The 18,011-nt window shown below is 54.2% G+C and carries 13 protein-coding genes; 6 read left to right on the forward strand and 7 right to left on the reverse strand.

Annotated elements, in window-relative coordinates:
- Positions 1–88: 88 nt before the first annotated feature.
- Together EGJ22_RS14005 and EGJ22_RS14010 are read right to left on the reverse strand one after the other, a co-directional pair.
- Entirely contained in the window at positions 89–1,969 is a 1,881-nt protein-coding gene (locus EGJ22_RS14005) for a DDE-type integrase/transposase/recombinase (RefSeq protein WP_028697361.1), read from the reverse strand.
- Positions 1,966–2,601, reverse strand: a complete 636-nt coding sequence (locus tag EGJ22_RS14010; RefSeq protein WP_125920300.1) for a hypothetical protein — start codon at positions 2,599–2,601, stop codon at positions 1,966–1,968. The genes EGJ22_RS14005 and EGJ22_RS14010 overlap by 4 nt, the downstream gene beginning before the upstream one ends.
- A 966-nt stretch (positions 2,602–3,567) precedes the next feature.
- Between EGJ22_RS14010 and EGJ22_RS14015 the strand changes: the two genes are divergently transcribed.
- Entirely contained in the window at positions 3,568–4,473 is a 906-nt protein-coding gene (locus EGJ22_RS14015; protein ID WP_125920301.1) for a hypothetical protein, read from the forward strand.
- Positions 4,474–4,679: 206 nt separating this feature from the next.
- Here EGJ22_RS14015 and EGJ22_RS14020 read toward each other — a convergent pair whose 3' ends face one another.
- The 3 genes from EGJ22_RS14020 to EGJ22_RS14030 form a co-directional block, all read right to left on the reverse strand.
- A complete protein-coding gene (locus EGJ22_RS14020) occupies positions 4,680–5,879 on the reverse strand; it encodes an XRE family transcriptional regulator (RefSeq protein WP_125920302.1) in 1,200 nt (399 codons plus the stop codon).
- Positions 5,876–6,517, reverse strand: a complete 642-nt coding sequence (locus EGJ22_RS14025; protein WP_053870419.1) for a hypothetical protein — start codon at positions 6,515–6,517, stop codon at positions 5,876–5,878. Before EGJ22_RS14025 ends, EGJ22_RS14020 begins: the two co-directional genes overlap by 4 nt.
- A 136-nt stretch (positions 6,518–6,653) precedes the next feature.
- The gene (locus EGJ22_RS14030) at positions 6,654–7,667 is read right to left on the reverse strand and encodes a DNA-binding protein (RefSeq protein WP_125920303.1); all 1,014 of its coding nucleotides are present in this window, start codon (positions 7,665–7,667) and stop codon (positions 6,654–6,656) included.
- Positions 7,668–8,307: 640 nt separating this feature from the next.
- Between EGJ22_RS14030 and EGJ22_RS14035 the strand changes: the two genes are divergently transcribed.
- The 3 genes from EGJ22_RS14035 to EGJ22_RS26155 all read left to right on the forward strand — a co-directional run bounded on the left by EGJ22_RS14035 (position 8,308) and on the right by EGJ22_RS26155 (position 13,265).
- The gene (locus tag EGJ22_RS14035) at positions 8,308–12,099 is read left to right on the forward strand and encodes a hypothetical protein (RefSeq protein WP_050439928.1); all 3,792 of its coding nucleotides are present in this window, start codon (positions 8,308–8,310) and stop codon (positions 12,097–12,099) included.
- A gap of 707 nt (positions 12,100–12,806) precedes the next feature.
- Entirely contained in the window at positions 12,807–12,971 is a 165-nt protein-coding gene (locus EGJ22_RS26930; protein WP_182387691.1) for an MbcA/ParS/Xre antitoxin family protein, read from the forward strand.
- Positions 12,972–13,106: 135 nt separating this feature from the next.
- Positions 13,107–13,265: a hypothetical protein gene (locus EGJ22_RS26155; RefSeq protein ID WP_177432066.1), complete on the forward strand. Its 159-nt coding sequence runs from the start codon at positions 13,107–13,109 to the stop codon at positions 13,263–13,265.
- Between the two features lie 131 nt (positions 13,266–13,396).
- Here the strand turns inward: EGJ22_RS26155 and EGJ22_RS14050 are convergent, their stop codons facing one another.
- The gene (locus EGJ22_RS14050) at positions 13,397–13,744 is read right to left on the reverse strand and encodes a hypothetical protein (protein WP_125920305.1); all 348 of its coding nucleotides are present in this window, start codon (positions 13,742–13,744) and stop codon (positions 13,397–13,399) included.
- A 417-nt stretch (positions 13,745–14,161) separates the two neighbouring features.
- Positions 14,162–15,136, reverse strand: a complete 975-nt coding sequence (locus EGJ22_RS14055) for a DNA-binding protein (protein WP_028697353.1) — start codon at positions 15,134–15,136, stop codon at positions 14,162–14,164.
- 173 nt (positions 15,137–15,309) lie between these two features.
- On the opposite strand from EGJ22_RS14055, the gene EGJ22_RS14060 reads away from it, so the two are divergent.
- Together EGJ22_RS14060 and EGJ22_RS14065 are read left to right on the forward strand one after the other, a co-directional pair.
- Entirely contained in the window at positions 15,310–16,218 is a 909-nt protein-coding gene (locus EGJ22_RS14060; RefSeq protein WP_028697352.1) for a site-specific integrase, read from the forward strand.
- 437 nt (positions 16,219–16,655) lie between these two features.
- The gene (locus EGJ22_RS14065; RefSeq protein WP_028697351.1) at positions 16,656–17,642 is read left to right on the forward strand and encodes a hypothetical protein; all 987 of its coding nucleotides are present in this window, start codon (positions 16,656–16,658) and stop codon (positions 17,640–17,642) included.
- Positions 17,643–18,011: the final 369 nt, after the last annotated feature.

Consider the following 18,011-nt stretch of genomic DNA (forward strand, 5'->3'; position numbering starts at 1 on the left):
CTCTCGGGGCGCTCTGCGTTGCAAAGCGCCGGATTACGCCGAAAATAGCCGCGGGGCGAGTGGTTGTTGAACTAGCTACAAATATCGTTCAGACTTCCACTGGAGCATCGTCTCCAGGCGTCTTGCCATGAAAACGATAGTTTCGGACTTTTTGAGGTTTATTCGGCCTAGGTAGCCTGAGCTTCTGCGGTCGCTCCAGGGAAATGCGTTCCTTGGTTTGGTGATATTTTCGACGTTTGGCTGAAGTTTTGAGCTCCGCCAATTCTCGCAGTATTGCAATACGAGCCTGTCGGGCACGGCCGGAATCAAAGTTCTGATTATTCGTCCGCAAACGTTTCACCGTCTCTTGATGCAGATCGAGCGTCAGACCTTCCTGATAATCAGGATCTACGGCCTGCAGTTCCATCAGCTCATCCGGATAGCTGGGATGACTTGCCCACGCTTTCCCTAGGTCGCTTGGATCATAAAAAACGACCAGTTTTTCGACCTTAGGCTCCCGATTGGCGAGGTAAGCCACAGCCGGCCCAGTCCAAAACAACGACTTGTGGCGAAGTCGACCCTGCTGTGCGGATGCGGTAAATGCCCTGAGAAAAAGGTGATGCAATTCTGAGAGAGAGTGCCGTCTAGGCGGAAACATTGGGTTTTGAGCTGCTTCCCATGCCATTCTTGGCGAAGTATTAAGGCTGCTGTGAGTGCGCTCACAGTACACCTCTTTTACCCAGCGGCTAAAGATGTCGTCCAGTGCCTTGAGGGTCAAACAGGCGTGATCTTCGGAATGGTAGTCACCGCGAGAGACTATGTTTGAGAATGTAGTGCCAGGCATTACATGGGCGATCTCTTTCGACCAAACCCCAAAAAAAGCCTCAATATGTGGCTTTTGATTGCCAGTACCTGGCTCGCAATAACAAACTTCCCCGCCAAGCATGCCTATGATTCGGCGCAGGTTATCCCCAATGAATTCGGAGCCACTGTCGAATACATAGCGTTCCGCCACGCCTCCGAATGGGTTATCCGACGACATTGATAACTTCAGGGCTTTCAAGGTCGTATCGAGCGATGGCGGATTAAAGCCGATGGTCCAAGCGATCGGCATCCGCGTCGATATTTCAAGAAAGGCGGTAAGATAAGGCCGGCCAATGACCTGATTGTCTTCATCCACAAGCAAAACATGCATCTGTTGAGTGTCACCCTCCACCAACGAAAACAATCGAGTGGGCCGGGGCCGCTTGCGCGTCCATCCGTGTTGCTTCTGAGCGTACTTGCTACCCTTCTGAGCAACTGTGCGTTCATATGCATCATGCTCGAGGAGAATGCGGTTGAGCGTCGAGGGTGATGGGACTTTCAGCCTGTCGTGAGAGGGGCGGTTGTCGTTGGCTTCATTCAACGCCAGAGTAATGGCATCTATTAACTCAGTCTTAGAGGCAGGTTCCGGCACCAGGTAAAGCACGTCCATCTGTTGCTGGATGATCTGTTGGACCTCCCGAGGCTGACGTTCAAGGCGATGCTTGGACTTTTGGCGCTTGCGCGGAATGAGCGCGGTTGGCATCAGACCGGAGGTACAAAAGGCTTGGATCCAGCGGCGCGCCGTGCTGAAACTGGGAATGCTGATGTCGTTGATACGTTTCGCCAGCTCACTGATTTCTAATGTGGCACGACCTTTGGGCATATGCCCGTGGAAGCGCGCCATCAATCCTTGTACATAGTGCAGGCGACGATCAAAATCCAAGAGGTAGCGCTTGGGCAAGCCGGCCAGGATTTTTTGTGGGTCAGCAATAAGTGCTGCTTCCTGGCTCTTGACCAAATCTCCGCGTTTCATTGCTCTGGCCAAGATATCAACTGTCTGACGAAGCACAACCCTTTGTCCTTCTGTCGCCCGCAGTTGTACCGTGTCTTGTCTGACATCCAGCACTTGGAATCGCTGACCGCGATAGCGGTAATGCTCGCCGATCTTGAAATCAGAACCGTTCATACCGACCTCCCGTACACCATTGATTGTGGTGAGAGTTTTTGGTCGAGGCGCACATGCAGGCCACCCGAGAAAATGGCTTGATAGATGTTCGCCGTGCAAGCGCCGTTGGCGAGAAGCGTTTCTATTGTTGCCCGTTGGTCCTTCAGGCCCATGACATACTTGCAAACTCTTTGCGCCAGCCGCCGGTTCGCTCCAAAACTGTAGTAGTAGAGACTGCGCAGATTTGACGTCAGCAGGGGGCTGGGCAGGTCTTCAGGTGCGAGCCAGACGACCGTGTTGCCCTCATCTAGCAGGCGAAGTTTGAGCTTTTGCCACTCGCCTTCTTGCTCATGGTGCTGAATATCGTATGGAATGACTTTCAAATACGATGAGGATCCATCATCGAGTTTGACTAGGAAATCTGCCTTGAAGTGTATGCCGTCAGCTTGCAAGATTGGCGGCCGACATTCATAAAAGCTTACATGATGGCTGTATTCGAGATGGATACAAAGGTCCGCTTGTATCAGATTGCCGCAAGCGATCGGGTGGCCAAGCTTTCGAGAGGGGAAGAACGTAACACGGCTGCCCGGGCGCCCTTTATTGAGAGCTTGGCGAGGCGCTTTCTGAACTTGAGATGAACTGGATACGAGCATGATGACGCCTCCTTTTTTGGAAACGTGGCGATGGGGTCAAATCGAATAGGCTCAGCATGCAGTACGGCGCCGTAAGTGTCTTCGATACGACTGAGTATCTGAAGCCGAGCCTGATCAGTCAGTGGGCTTGTAGAAGAGCGAAGCCCTATACACTCAGAATCAGTGGAAAGTGTATCGGGTGGGGTGGTGATACCACATCGGCGTCAGATCGGGTTTACGATCCGGGACGCTGAAAAATACAATTTTCTGGCTTCCCCTTGCTCCCCTGATTCGGATCATGCGTTGCAGACTTGGGAAGGGCGAAAGCCGTTCATCAGCTTCTTGAAGTTTGTTGGCCTCGAACAACCTCATTGAAAGAGTCCTGCAAATCGCCACGTCAACGGAGGGGAAAGAAGCTACCGACCAACTGCCTCCTCGAACTCGGCAGCGCACCATAAAAGTCTTGGATTTCGACGTAAAAAACCACTTCAGGGTTAAAGGCGAGTTCAGCCCTTTTTGAAGTGAATAATCTCTATAGGTTGGAAGGTACCATCCGCCAAGTTGCATGGATGGCCTTGATGAGAACCCTCGGTAGATGGATCGCATGAGCGGAACCTCCAATTGGACCTAGCAGGGTGGGGAGGGAGGCTAGGCCGGAGAGCAAGAATGCGCCCATACGTAATAAAAATCTTGAATCGTTTCGTGGCAGGTTAGGCGGAAGGTAATAAAAATACTCAGGATAATCATGAGGTTATAGGTAGCAGTTTTCGCATCGGGAGCTGAGGGCCGCATCCTGTCCCGGGAGGGTACTGATCACCCGCCGGTAATAACGATTGATAAAAGCTATTTTCAAGAAAATCATATGCTTGCAAGAGAGCAGATTTCGCATTGCTCGCTGATGACTTGGGCGCGTTTGTTCCTATGGATGCATTCTTATGTAATAGGGCCTAGACTCTCAAACGGGGGATTGTGGAGTGGAGGTGACAAGTGTCGACACTTTCGATTACCGCCATCAAGCGCTGCCGCATGCGGTTTATGGGTGCATATCTTTTCGATCTTTTGCGCGCAAAAGATCGGAAAGACTTCGCCTACCAGTGTGATCGTCTCTATCGTCCTGATTTTTACGCGGGGTTGCGCCCCGACGAAGCTAAGGCTGTTCACCTCAATCCGAAGTGGCTTAAGTTGCTGGATGACGGAATTCAGTTGCGGGAATGCTGTGTCAAGAGATTGGTAGAGGCCAAGCCGGAACTGGATCGAGTACTCAAGAATCCGCTTTGGGAGGTACTCGAATGGGACGATTGCGATCCCTGTGCCTCCATCCATTACCTCGCGTCTTTGAAGACTCTCACCCGAGCATTGGAGGGTTCCACTTATCGTGACCGAATGAACGCAAGGATGAGGTGGGCGATGGGAATCCCCGACTGGGAGCGGCTCGCTTTTCCATTGGCCCTGTTAGATACAGTGAAGTATTCCTCGCAGAGAAGTTGGCTTAATAAGCATTTTTGCAATTACCTAGCTTTAGCAACTCTCCACCCTGCCTATCATGGGTGCTATCGGGACCTGTGGAAGCTGATTGATGAGTGGTTGTCTGCAAGAAAGCCACTGCGGGGGGCGACACCCGCACTGAATTGGCCCGTTGACATTTTGGCTTTTAACAAACGTCGAGAAGTACTCAAACAGGGGCGCGATTTTTTAGTCGAAAGCGGCTGGCTGCCTCCAGAAGACGGTTCGTATCAAATTCACGCTGCAATGCTCTGGTGTATCTGTCTGGGCGGCAAGCCCCTCATGGACAGGTTCATGAAGAGCATTCTGAGAGGCGTTAGGCGTTGCCCTGACTGGTTGCGCCGAATGATGCGAGAATTGGACTCTCGTCTGAACGTTAAGTGTTCTTAGCTTGCCGGCTGGAAGGCATCTCCCAGATGCAAAAAACCGCCTTCATAGGCGGTTTTTTGCTGACCTAGGTTTTAGAGCCTTGGTCAGCAGCATTACTGGATGCAACCACGCAGTGGAAGCGTAAATAGCGGTTTAGCAATCGTCAATCTGACAGCGCTCGCACTTCGCGGAGCGACAATGCGAACACCGGCCTGCGTTCTGTGGGATTATCGGTCTTTATTAAAAGGCAATACTACACCGCTTACATGGTGCGTGGAGGCTTGTCGGTTCACCGTACTCTTGAGCCTGGCTAAGTGTGTCACTGTTGCTTTGTTGGTCAGGTAGTTGCGAGGAAGACCGGTCAGATTCTCCACGTCGTGGGCGGCCAAGCCTACGTAGCCCGCTACCGATTCCAGTGGCAAAACGCCAGAGGATGCAAGAAGCTCAATGGTGCGTTTGAGGAGGCGAACTTGTTCAGGTGCGCGGCCATCGTCACCTGGCTCAGCTTTCACGCCCCATCGCGCGGAGCGACGCTTGAACAACAGCGATTTGGCATCGTCATCAATGACCTTAAGTGCCCACAGTCGCATCACCATAGCCGCAACCGAGACCCCCCATCGCTGCTTGTGCAGTAGGAGGCTGTCCAGGGTAACCGGTGTTTTTACATCGGCTGCAAAGGTTTCTGCTGGTAGCAAGAACGCGCCGGCGAACCGATGCGCTTGATCTTCCATGAGTTTGTAGCGATGGGGGTCCGTTGAGCGCTCAATCCCTTTGTGGAGGATGAGGTGGCCAAGTTCATGCGCCAGGTCGAAGCGGCTGCGAAAGCCATTGCCTTTGTCGGCCGACAGCAAAACAAATGGACGGCCAAGCGCATGACTCCAGGCCGAGAGGCCTTCGATTGTGGCCACACCAGTTTCTTCGCGCACGACGATCACACCGGCACCTTCAACGGCCAGAGCAAGGTCTGGGATCGCACGACGGCCAAGGCCCCAAAGATCTCGACACTCAATAGCCGCTTCTTCAATGTCACTGCTACTGATCTGTTCGGGGTCAGTGAACGATCGGGTTGGCAGATTCACTTCAGGAAAATCCACAAACTCACCCAGGGACAACACCACGTCCTGAGCCCATTCTAGTCGGGCTTCCAGCATCGTACGTGCAGAGGCATGAGCGGACGCGTTACTGCGAAACAGTGGCAGCGAGCACTTCTCAGGCAACGGACGCGTGAACCACTCCGGGCTCACACCCACAGCTGCAGAAAGGTTCGCGAGCGCTTCCGCCTCAGGAGCCTGCAAGCCGTTTTTCCATTTGCTGACCGTAGCAGGGGAAACCCCGACCATGGATGCGAGCTGTACTTGAGACAGTGCACGCGCAGCGAGCGCCTGTAACAGGCGCTCGGGTTTGAAGTCGATGATTCCACGGCTCATGATGCTGTTTGCCGTTCCGTGTTGAGCAGCTTCGTCTTGAGTTTGGGTTGAGCCAAATCCACTTGTTTCGGTGCCTCATCATAACGAGAGAGAAAGAGCCCCAGTTTCTCGCGGAAAAGCCAGCCTTCCATTTTTTCGTCTGGCACTGCGATGTAGATCTGGGTTGGTTTCTCAGGATGGATCTGTAGCGAGCCGCTGAAACACGCCACGATAAAAAGGGTACCGGCGTTGACTTCCACTGGGTCAAAGAGAGATGGGAGCAACAGATGCTTCATTCCCTTGTTAGCCTCAGCAAGCTTGCGGCGGGTCACGCTGCGGTTGCTGTTGTTCCAGGCCGACTCCGAAATATTGAGACGGCTCAGTTGGAGAACACCAGACTTACCCACCACCACTCCGTTGCCTCTCAACGGAACCATCTCGGCATTCGCGGCGAGCAATGCTTCGTTGAACGTTTCGTTCATCTGGAAGTGGCGCATCTGGCCCAGCGCACTCTTCCGATGCCCTTTTGCCAGATCCTTGGTCTTTGAGAAGGCTCGCATAGCGCCCGCCTCAAGAGCGTCCTCGATACCCATAAGCAGGTCGCGCGGAATGTTGGCCATGATCAGGTCGGGGATGGTATGAGCTGGGTTTTTAGTCATTCTTTGTGGGCTCTGGTTTCGATATTCGGGATTTTACCTTAAAAAAATTTCGTGTAAATGGGTCTTATGCTTTTAGGCTTTCTTATGGGCGTGATTGGGGCGGAATCTATTGACGGGGGAGCAGCTGAAAACACAATCAGGCCTGTTGGTCCCAAACACCTTCGTTCTGCTGGTTCTGTTGACCATCGGGCAGTGTTTGCTGGGTCTTGAGATGGCTCTCGGCTAACAATTGTTTCTGCTCCCTATAAAGCCCAATCAGTTCTCGTTGGGTTTGCAGGAGCGACGCTTTGAGGCTCTGTTGCTCCTCCTTCAGCTGTTGAATCTGCTGCTCGTCATGCTGGTGATTGAGCACGGCCGGTAAATGCGGCTGATCGCGCTCCTGGTCTAGTAACGCTTCTAGGTGACCGTTGCGCTCACTGAGGGCATGGTTGGTGATTTCCTTCTGACTAAGCATTTGCTGCAGGGCTGTGCATTGGTGCTCCAGGCTGATCTTCTGCCTGTTAACGTTTTCCAGCGCAGTGCGCTGATCGGCAAGTTGTTTTTGCAGGTTGGCAATCAGCTCCTGACTTTGAGCTTCGGTCGGGGTGAGTTGTCGCCCTGCCTCGTCCGCTTGGGGGAGCTCGGTAGCGTTCCGCAGCCGAGTTTCCTCGAGGAGGCGCTTGGCTACGATCTCCACGTAGTGAACGAGTTCGTCGCTGAGCGCAGAGACGGCCGTCGGTAGGTCTGCCGTAGTAAGCTCTTTGAGGTAACGCTGGATGGTTGTCTTGGAGCCGGTGTTGCCCAACTCGACACGAATAGCATCAACACTGGGATGCACGCCGCGGGCGAGGAGCGCTTCGCGAGCGATTTGAACGACTGCTTTGTTAACTCCTGCGCGGGGCATGGCCGCTACTCCTGTGCTTTCCGCCTGTCTTAAGAGTATGGATTTATCGAGGTAAAAGCGCTCGTGTGAGCTTGAAGGCAGCAGCGTCAGCGACGCAGTAAAGTAGTCCCCAAGGTGACAAACGGTTTTCATTGCGAGCCAGAGGAGCGTCGCAGCTGCCAGCATCGCAAGAGAATGGAAGGCGACTGCAGTACGGGATGTTGTTGAGGTACTGGCAAGCGTCCATCGGCAATCAATGAACGGGCAGGAGAGGCGCTTGTCAATCACGGGGAGCTGATGGCGAAGCGCGGGCTACTGTCAAAGTCAGTGATCTCTTAACCGTTCACTTTCAGGTGTGCGTCCGGCGAGTGTGCGCGTGGGGAGTCATGCCAGAGTGCGTTGGCCATTCCGCTTGCTCCCGTCGTGTTGTTCAGAGCCCTGATGACTAGGGCCGGCTGGAGCGGAAGAGCTAGCCGCTTGGCGGTTCAAGCCCGTAGTGTGGTCATTTAGGATGCCATTATGAGTCAAATGTTGCAGTGCGCAGCCGAAGCCTCGTCGGTCGCCGCGAGCAACACCCCCCCTCGATGACTGCAGGGCAAATGTGCACATTTTTTTGCACAGATTCCCAGCGGCTCTAATGCAACAGGGGCGGGGCCTGCGTCGCTATCCCACAGACGTATTGTGAGAAATTTCTACACATTTTTTTGCAGATTTAATGTGTGTTTGCGCGGGGCATTCCAGGGGGAGTCGAGAACTGGCTGAACCATGATGCGATCACCATTTTGGCTCCGATTTCCTAAATTCTCGCATCTATGGCAATAGCCGCTATTAGAGGTGTCATCTCGGCCCGCTGATCACGGTACAGTACACGGCACAGAATTTGCGGGCGCTTATCTGGCGCGGCAGGCCAAGAATCAGGATCGGGTAGATGAGTGGGAAATTCGGGGACGGGGTAAGACGCTATTGGTGGGCACTGGTAGCCGGTTACCGGGCGACACAGCGATCCTTTGCAGCGTGGGGAAGCAAAGACGATCGCTTTTTCGAGCCGTTGACGCCCGTGTTGGTCGAAAAAGACCGGGTTGCCCGATACGAACGCGAGCTTCTGAGGGCGCTTCACAATGATGAGGTGCTTAACATCGCCGTCACCGGTGGTTATGGCGCAGGCAAAAGTAGCGTCCTAAAGACATTTTTCGAACACCATCCCGGCTTCAAGCACACCTTTGTATCGCTAGCCACATTTACCAAGGCGAACACACCCGCTGCGACCGGCTCCATGGCGCCTGATGCCGCGGATGGAGCATCTAGCACAGCGTCAACGGTAACGGCGACCAACGAGGGCGCGGCCAGCGCTGATTTGCTGAATCGTATCGAGGAGACGATCGTTCAGCAGTTACTGTATGCGGTGAAAGCCGATCAGTTGCCCAAGACAAGGCTCAAACGCATCACTCATGCCTCAACGGCGCGAGTATGGTGGCGAACGATATGTCTTGCCGCTATTGGCATCTGCACCCTGCGATTGGGCGCGCCGAAGCTGCAGACACTTTCTGAGGTTGCCAAGGAATGGGCGTTGAAGGGGGTGATGTGGATACCCGAGCCTGCTGCGCTGCTTGTCGTAACTGCTGGCTGCGTGTGGCTGTTGTACTCAGCTCTGAAACTGTTTTCCCAGTTCAGCATCGACGGTCTGACGCTCAAAGGCGGCAAGCTTGAGGCTACCCATCACGGGTCGGTGCTGCACAAGAATGTCGATGAGATCATCTACTGCTTCGAGCGCAGTGACATCGAAGTGGTGGTGATTGAAGACCTGGACAGGTTTGACATTCAGGAGATTTTCTTCAGGTTGCGCGAGATCAACTTCATCATCAGCCAGTCACCGCAGGTCACTCGTTCGATTCATTTCATCTACGCGTTGCGGGATGAGATGTTCGCTGCCACTGACAAGACGAAGTTTTTTGACCTGATTATCCCGATCATCCCGGTCGTACACTCGGAGAACTCGCGGGAGAAGCTTGTCGAGCTGCTGGGCCAGCGAAAGGTAGGGGATCAGCTGCTGAGTGCCGGCTTGTCGCCCAAGCTGATCGAGACGGTGGGATACCACATCGACGAGATGCGGCTGATCAAGAATATCGTGAACGAATTCGATCTCTACGCGAACCTTCTTGCCGCCGACGGCCTAGTGCTCGATCCCAATAAGTTGTTCGGGATGGTTGCGCTAAGGAACCTGCACCCTGAGGCCTACTCCGACCTCCTGAAGCGCAAGGGTACGATTTACCAGGTGATTGAGGGTTATTCGGCGTGGGTGATAACCGAGACTGACCGTCTTCAGGCGGAGATTGCAGATCTGAGGCAAAGTCGAGCCAAGCGCGAGGCGGAAGTCGCCACGGATTTGGCCAGTCTGCGTGCCTGCGTGTGGTTTGAGATTTTCCGCAAGGGCGGACTTCAGCAGGCTACCACGCTGACCTTTCAGGACGGCACCTCCGTATCGCTGCTGGCATTTGTCGAGGAAGAGGTGTTCAATCGGGCGCTCAACCAGCGGCAGGTTACGCCTCAGGTTAATGTTAGGCATTACGGCACTCAGACCGGGGAAGCAGTCAATCCCAAAGCTGTGCTGCAGGGTCTGAAATATGACGAGCGAGTCACAGCACTACAAATGCCGCTGGGTGACATCGACGACGAAACCATCGAGCTTCAAAGGAAAATTGCAAGGCTCAAGACCATGCCATTCCGCCTCGCATGTAGCGTGGGCTACGGGGAGTCGTTTGCTCCGAAACTCACGGGCTACGAGCTGATCATCTTTCTGCTTCACCGGGGCTACCTGGATACCGACTACACCGACTACCTGGGATATTTCTACGAAGGCTCGTTGTCCCAGGCGGACAAGATGCTCACCATGGCCTTGGCCCGCGGCGAAACACTAGAGGTCGGCACACCAATCCGAAATCCGGAGCGCGTGGCGAGTAAGCTAGACTTGGACTCCGTCGACAAAGGCAAGGGCTTGCTGGTTTACCTGGTCGCTGAACTGGCTCAGTCTCGTCAGGATGAAGTCCAAGCCCGAAAAGAAAAGCTGTCAGTGATCCTCAAGAGCGGCCACCAGCACATGGGACGACTATCCGAAGTGGTTGTCCTACTGCCAGTCGAGGCAAGAGCTGCTTTCATCAACGCGCTGTTCGAGAACGATCCAAACCTCATCAACCAGCTCCTTTCCTACGAGAAAGCAACCTTCGCGCGCGAAGACCTCGTGGTCATGGTGCTTGACAGCCTGGCTGCAGAGCAGGTTGAGCAATTGCATGGCCGCAAGGGGACACTGCTCAGGATCATCAACGAATTGAGAGACGTCAGCAAATTGGTATCTGGACTCGCCACTAATGAGATGGGCTGGGCTTGGCTGCGGAGCAAACCTGCACAGTTCGTTAACGCAAATGATGTCATCACTGCCGAGGAGCTCAAACAGCTGGTCGAGTGGGGCTGCATCAGCCCAGGATTACCGATGTTGAAGTTGCTCTGCAGATCTCGGGAGCCAGGCAGCGAGGTAGGTACTGTGTCTCACGCCCGCCTCGATGCTCTAGGCCTTACAGGTTTCGGTGACATTGTTGCTAAAGCACCGACGAAGTATGTGGACGAACTGCTGAGCCAAGAGGGCGCTCTGGAGGAAACGGAGCAATCGCTGTTAGGCTTGCTTGCGCTCATAAAAGGCGAGGATGATCTTCAGCTAGCGCTTTTTGAACGTACTCACTGCATTGTGGATGACTTAGACAACCTGCCGGTAGCGCTGTGGTTGCCGGCCCTGGAGTCTGAGCGAATCAGTGCGAAGGGCGACAACGTCTGGAAGTTCTTTGACAGCGTTGTCATGACGGCTGACGACACCAAGTTGTCTGGTCAGGAGGTGCGTTACGACCTTGGACAAACGGCGGTGCCGACGTTCATCGATTTTATCGCCCGAAACGCTTCAGGGTTGGCGCAAGATCTGTGGGGCAAGGAGAAGGAGGAGGAATTACAATCTTTCCTCATTGAAAATGAGCGCGTCACGAATGCTACGCTCCACGCATTATTCTCCAAGATTATCCTGGAGCCTTCCGCATTGGTGAAAAGCACCGTGCCCATCGGACGATGGGTCGCGTTCTACAACGCGCCATACGTAGGGTACAGCTTAGAAATCAGAGAGTTGATTTCGAAGTATGACCCTGCGATCGAAGCTCGATACATAGCTCACCACTGGAAGGCAGCTCGAGACACACTGGACTTGACGACGCTGTCGATCATGCTGGTGGTTTTGCTGAGCCGTTCGAGTGCCGTGTCCCTGACAGACGCCATGATGATGTGGCAGGGCATCACCATAGAGGCGCTGAGCACAAGACAAGGGGCGATCGACGATTTGGCTTACACGTGCGCGCGAGCTAACGATGTCCAGGCTGTCTTCCCAACCAGCTACTTGCCCGTGCTCGTCCAGTGTAGTGTTGACGCTTCATTGAACGCTCAACTGCGGACAGCGCTACTGATCCAGATGCTGCAGATGAACTGCAGCTGGCAGCACGTGGCTGCGGTGCTTCCTCTTCTTGGCGAGGATCACGCACAGCTCATCAACAAGGCCCGTGCGCACTTTTCCACCTCCGAGGATGACATCAGACTTGCGGAGGCTTTGAAGCGGCGGGGCTATGTGGGGACTGTCAAATGCGAAGCAAAGCGCACTGTCGTTTATGGCAAGCGCAAGCAGATGATCTCCTGATCCCAGCGAGCAGAGGTGACCAGTAGTCACCCTTGCTCGCCATCCAAAGGCCAATCATGGAGTAACAGCGTTAAGCGAGACTTTGTGAAAATGTATGTCGTGAGCCAACCGCTAGCCCAGCAGGCCGTGGATACCTTGAGACGTTACCTTGAAGCCTTGGCCGCTGGCATCCCAGATTAGGACGTTGTGTCGTCACTGCGTTAGCGGTTTAATGGCGTTGTAGGAATTTAGAGATTAGCGATCAAAATTTGCCCCAGAGCTCCGGTGTTGCAACGCTTGTTTACTACTTTTGTTATGCAACTGTGCTCAAAGCGGCGGATGTGCGATACGACGTCCGTGGCTATCTATTATCGGAGCTAGTCAGCCTTTGCTTAGGCAATCGCGCTACCGTGCCTCTGGCCTATCGCGCCCGTTACGAACGCTACGTGCAAAGCGAGGCTATTGCGTTCGTGGAGTCGTTCACCGCTGAGTTGCTATTTGGCTCGGGACGATTCTCTCCCCATGAATACCGTTACAGGGTAAAGGACCGGCAGCCCCTGTGAGACATCACCATCGCAAATCAGACCTCCCCGACGCAGTTCGGGTTTACCACTCGGGCGTTATGCAGCATGACTGTATTTAGGATCCTCGTACTCAGCTCGCCATTTCCTGACAAGTGTTGGAGCCTAAAACACCGCTGCTTCATGAGACGTCGCGAACAAATTTCGATGACAGCTGAGCAAGTGTTGGGCAATCCTGAACTGGCTGAAGCATGGCTCACCAAGCAGGCGATCGGACTTAACCGACGTCTGCCATGCATGCTCTTGGAAACTGATCAGGGGTACATGGAGGTTGCGGATTTCCTGGTACGGCTCGATTACGGTGTCTATTGATCGCCACGTATACTCTAGGTAGCAGTTGCTGCCTGCCCCGATGCTGCCCCATTCGAGTACGAGGCGACGAAGCGCTTGGGCAGGGTCGCTGAGCGTAATACTATCCACCTAAATGTCATGACACGCGGGGTGCCCATGAAGCAGATCAAACACGAATCCAAGCCTCTGATGACCGCCCGTTTGCAAGTAGAAGCCCGCCAAGCACTGGCCAAGCGCAGCAGCCAAAGTCGCTTTCTCGACATTGCTGCCTCCAAAGACCGGAGTTGGGAGCCAGTAGGACGTCTGGCAGGTTAAGTCTACCTGCGAAAAAGCGCTCTGCCGGGTCCAGTGCTGAGCTTGTTGTGTCAGCTGCTTCGCTTACGCTGTTATGCGTTTTTTGGTCTGGTGTGCCTACGAATTGGGCTAGTCAAACCGTTGGGCGCCGATCAACCCTGTAGCGCCCCGTACCCCTCGCTTCGGGCTGCATCCAGTACCCGCGCCGGGTCGCTCACCATCACATCCTTCGGCATCTGGCCCCCCAGGTAGCTATTGGATGAGCCGAACCAGAGCGCCACAGCCCAGTCAGGCTTGCTGGAACAGAGCGTCGTGATGATAGCTGCCAACGACGAAAATGGGCGGAAACTCGAAGCGGGATCAAAGGCATAGAGGGGAAAGTATTCCTTGTCCTCATGAACTAGCGAGAAGATGTTGCCCGCGCGTTTCCACTTCTCGAGTTCAGCTCTGGATTGCTCTGTGCCCAGCTGAGCCAGCACTGCGAACGCTTCGGCGGTCAAGAAATCACCGCTTCTCAGGAGGCGTACTTTGCCCCTCTCCAACATGGCCGTTTCACGGGAAAGGGTAGGGCGCATAGACATGGATATCCGTCTGTTGATCAGTGGCCGCCTACTACCCAATTTAACGATGTGATCCGTAAGCCCACAATCCGGCCTGTGCGGGCAGGACTCTGCGTCGTGAGTAGGGACCGCCAGGTCGCTGTAGATGGCTAAACTAGTGCTTGAGTGGTATGAGGCTATCCGGGAATTTTCTGTTCAGAAAGACTCGGGCGTCAGATTTTTCTTAAGCGGCCCCTGAAAATCTTCAGTTTTGGCGTTTTGCTGCATTTTTTCTTAACTTCCCTGCCCCAGCGTGCGCTGACGCACACACCGACGCTTGCGTGAGGTGTGGACGACTCCGCGCCAAAGCTCGATTCCTCATTGAGTTGGGCTGTCGGATGATCCCGGCTCGACCAAGCCTTGCAGGCGTGCCAGTTGTTGCACCTGCGCCCGTAGGAGGCGCTGGTCATGTCGGTGGGCCAAGAGGTAAGACCTGGACTTCTCGCGTAGCAAGGTGATCTCGCCCGCCATTATTTCTTCCTGCTGATGCGCCTGGTTCATGAGCCGCTTCTCGGCCGCCAAGTGCTGCTGCGCGGCGTTCAGCTCACGCTCGAGCTGACGGAGCTGTTGCTGCTGGTAGCCCTGCGTGCTGGTAGCGCGTTCCAAATCCCGGTAGAGCTGTGTCAGCTCTTCCTGGCGGACGGCGAGCTGTTCACGCAATCCCCGCACCTCGGCTTGTAACTGACTCAACTGCTGATCATGCCGTTGCAGTTCTTCCTGGCGTTGTAACTGATGCTGCTGGCGAAAGTGCTCCAGCGATTCACGCGCCTGCTGGTGTTTGGACTCGAGCGAGTGAATCGTCGTCGCTCGCTCTTCGAGCAGCTGCAGCTGTTGCCGGCAAGCCTCTTCAAGACGCCGTCGCTCGCCTTCGGCCAGTTGCAGTTGGCCCGTCAGCTGCACTTCACGTAGACGCAACTGCCGGTGGGCCTCCATCTCTGCGGTATGTGCCACCTGCAATTGCTCGAACCGCGCCGCCTCCACCGCGCGCTGCTGCTGATAGGCCGCTTGTTGCCGTTCCAGGCGGGCGCGATCGGCGGCGACCGTGGCCTGCGCTTCGTTGGCCAAACGCTCAGCTAGACTCTGCAGCAGTGCCTGTAATTCTTCCGACAGATTCACCTGTGGTGGATGGGGTTCAGCCACGTCCAGCTCACGCAGGTAGCGAAGGATGGTGGTCTTTGAACCCGTGTGACCGAGCTCTGCTCGCACGGCCTCAATGCTGGGTGACAAACCACGGGCGAGGAGGGAATCCCGTGCGCGCTGCACGAGGGCTTTGTTGATACCAGCGCGGGCCATGGTTCTGCTCCGACTTTTTCGTACTGTTCAGTCAGTATGGAAGTACACGTGTACAAGCGCCTGATCCGATACCAATAATCGGACAGACTGACGTTTGAGAAGCCAAGTTTCTCGAACGTGATACCGCTATTAACGGCTTTTTAGCCGAATGAGGGGTACAGCCGGAGGCGGTTGTGGACACTTCGCCCGAGCGCTATATCCGGGCTGCACGTCGAGCCAGTACCGAGCGACGTTATGCCCAGGCCATCGAACACTTCGAGACGGAGTGGGGCGGGTTGCTGCCCGCCTCCAGCGAAAGTGTCGTGCGCTACCTCACGCACTATGGCGACCAGCTCACGACTAGGACCCTGCGTGTGCACCTGGCCGCCTTGGCGCGCTGGCATCAGCAACTGGGCTTTGCTGACCCCACCAAGGCGCCGCGGGTCCGCGATACGTTAAAGGGCATCCAGGCACTGCACCCTCAGCCGATAAAGCAGGCCGAGGCCTTAGCCTTGAATGAGTTGGAACGCTGTATCGCGCAACTCGGTGACGAACTGGCTGGGTCGGCGCCGGCAGTGAGACTGCGCGCTGCGCGTGACCAGGCGCTGATCTTGCTCGGTTTCTGGCGGGCGTTTCGCAGCGATGAATTGTGCCGGCTGCGTATCGAGCATATTCAGTTGCGGAAGGAGCAGGGGTTAGAACTGTTCTTGTCGAGTAGTAAAAGCGACCGCAGCAACCGCGGCCGCGTCGTGAAGGTTCCGGCACTGAAGCGCTTGTGCCCGGTCGCTGCTTATGAGGTTTGGCTGAATGAAAGCGGGCTCACCGAGGGCGCGCTGTTTCGTTCAATCGATCGTTGGGGCCATATAGAGGTGCATGCACTCCACCCCAACAGCCTTTCGCGTATGTTGCGTCAGATTTTTCTGCGCAGCGGCGTCGACCCGGAAGGGTATTCGGCACACTCACTGCGTCGAGGCTTTGCTACCTGGGCGAGTGAAAACCAATGGAGCAGTAAAGCCCTGATGGACTATGTCGGATGGCGTGATGTGCAAACGGCTGCGCGGTATATCGAAGGCGGCGCGCCTTTTGGGGAGTGGGTTCGCTGAGCGAGCAAGATTGCGTTGGAGCATGCACAGTACTCCGTTGCTCCTTGCTTGCCAGGTTCTGGAGGTAGTGTACTCAGGCGTAAGGGCATTTCAGACCGCGATAGACAACCCAAATCATTTATAAGTCAGTGGTAGTGGCACACAGCCACTCTTCTGTGTAAGTATTTGCTTTCACTTGGGACACAGTGCGCCCACCGGGTGTCTTGGCTACGAAGAACAGTAGGCGTTGTAGCCGTCTAGCCAACCACATGATTAATCTCGTGCGCAGGCCGGTCAGCGTTCTTATCGTGGCTGGCGGAAACCGTGCATGGCGGAGCGTTGCTATTGCTCTTATTGCCTTCGTTCGGATCAGCCTGGTTGATGCGTTGGTTGGCAACCGTGAAACCCATGGTCTTTAGAAATTTGAACTTGCCGCAGGATAATAAGGAAGGGATACCATGAAGATCGATTTTCCCAAGCAATTGGACAAGGATTGCCTAGGTGATTTTTTTGCTCAGTTGGCCGACGCTAAGGATCACCCAGAGCGGGTAACCATCAATTTTAGCAGCCTCGAATTTTCCACACCAACCTCAATGCTCGTTGTCGGTGTGGTTCTGCGAAATTGGGTGGACTACCGAAAATCGCTAGGTTTAGAAGTTTGGCGCTCTGAGCTTACCGATGCGAATGTGGCTCAAACCTATTTGATGCATTTGGGCTTCTTCGATTTCATTGGTGTCCAACAGGGTAAAAAGGTCGGTGAGGCAAAAGGCTCGCAGACCTACCTGCCCATCATCGCGATCGAGAAGCCCGCCGATGCAGCAGAAGCTGGTGAGTTGGAGGTCTGGTACGATTCGATTCAGACAGTGTCTAGGAAGCTGGCAGGCGTTTTGGCTGGTTCGCACGATGAAAGTAACGAACTACGCCTCTACACCTACGCCATTCGTGAAATCATACGAAATGTATTTGAACATTCTGGAGCTTCCGAATGTTTCGTTTGTGGTCAGCGCTGGTCCAATGGGGCAGCTGAACTCGTAGTTGTGGACGAAGGTATGGGTATAAGTCGTTCGTTGCGTGCGGCCTATGAAATTGGTGATGATCAAGAAGCGCTAAAGCAGGCAATTCGACCGGGGGTGAGTCGTACAGCGAACCTAAGTCAGGAAGAAAATATCTATGATAATTCTGGCTTTGGGCTTTTCGTGCTAAGTGAAATAGGTAGTAATTTCGGTTGGTTTCTACTGGGCAGTGGTCAATCCAAATTGCTAGGAGAGAAAAAGGCTTGTTCAGTGTCAGTATCTTCATTTGATGGGACTTATGTCGGCCTCCGCTTGAACAAAACTCCGTCCGATATGATTGGGCTTTTAAAAGATATTATTAGTGCTGGGGAAGAAGAGGCTGGGCTCAACGGCATTGCGAAGAAAGCCTCGGCTATGTCTAAATTGGGGTGAGTCGATGCTCTGTTCATCATGGATGAAAGGGTATGCGAAAAATTTTTGCGTCATATTAATTTGCACGTGCATAAGCGGATGCCTAAACCTCAGAGGGCATGCGGTAGCAGCTTTAAAGGGGGGAGGGGCACTTTTGTTAAACAATAGGTGCGTATGCTAACAATCTGGAAAGTGGAGTGTGAAAGTAATCCCGCACTCGCAGATGCTTTTACTCGGTTAAGATACAATTATTCAAGGGTGAAAAATCTTTGCGCTTTGTATAAGAGTACATTAGCAAAAAAACAAGGTCGGGTGAATCGCCCCTGGTTTTCTAGACACTCTCCAAGCTCAGGAAATAGCGTTTCTCATACTCTACTGGAGACAGCTGCA

Origin of the sequence: Pseudomonas sp. p99-361 (genome assembly GCF_003935475.1) — a bacterium.
Classification (GTDB): domain Bacteria; phylum Pseudomonadota; class Gammaproteobacteria; order Pseudomonadales; family Pseudomonadaceae; genus Aquipseudomonas; species Aquipseudomonas juntendi.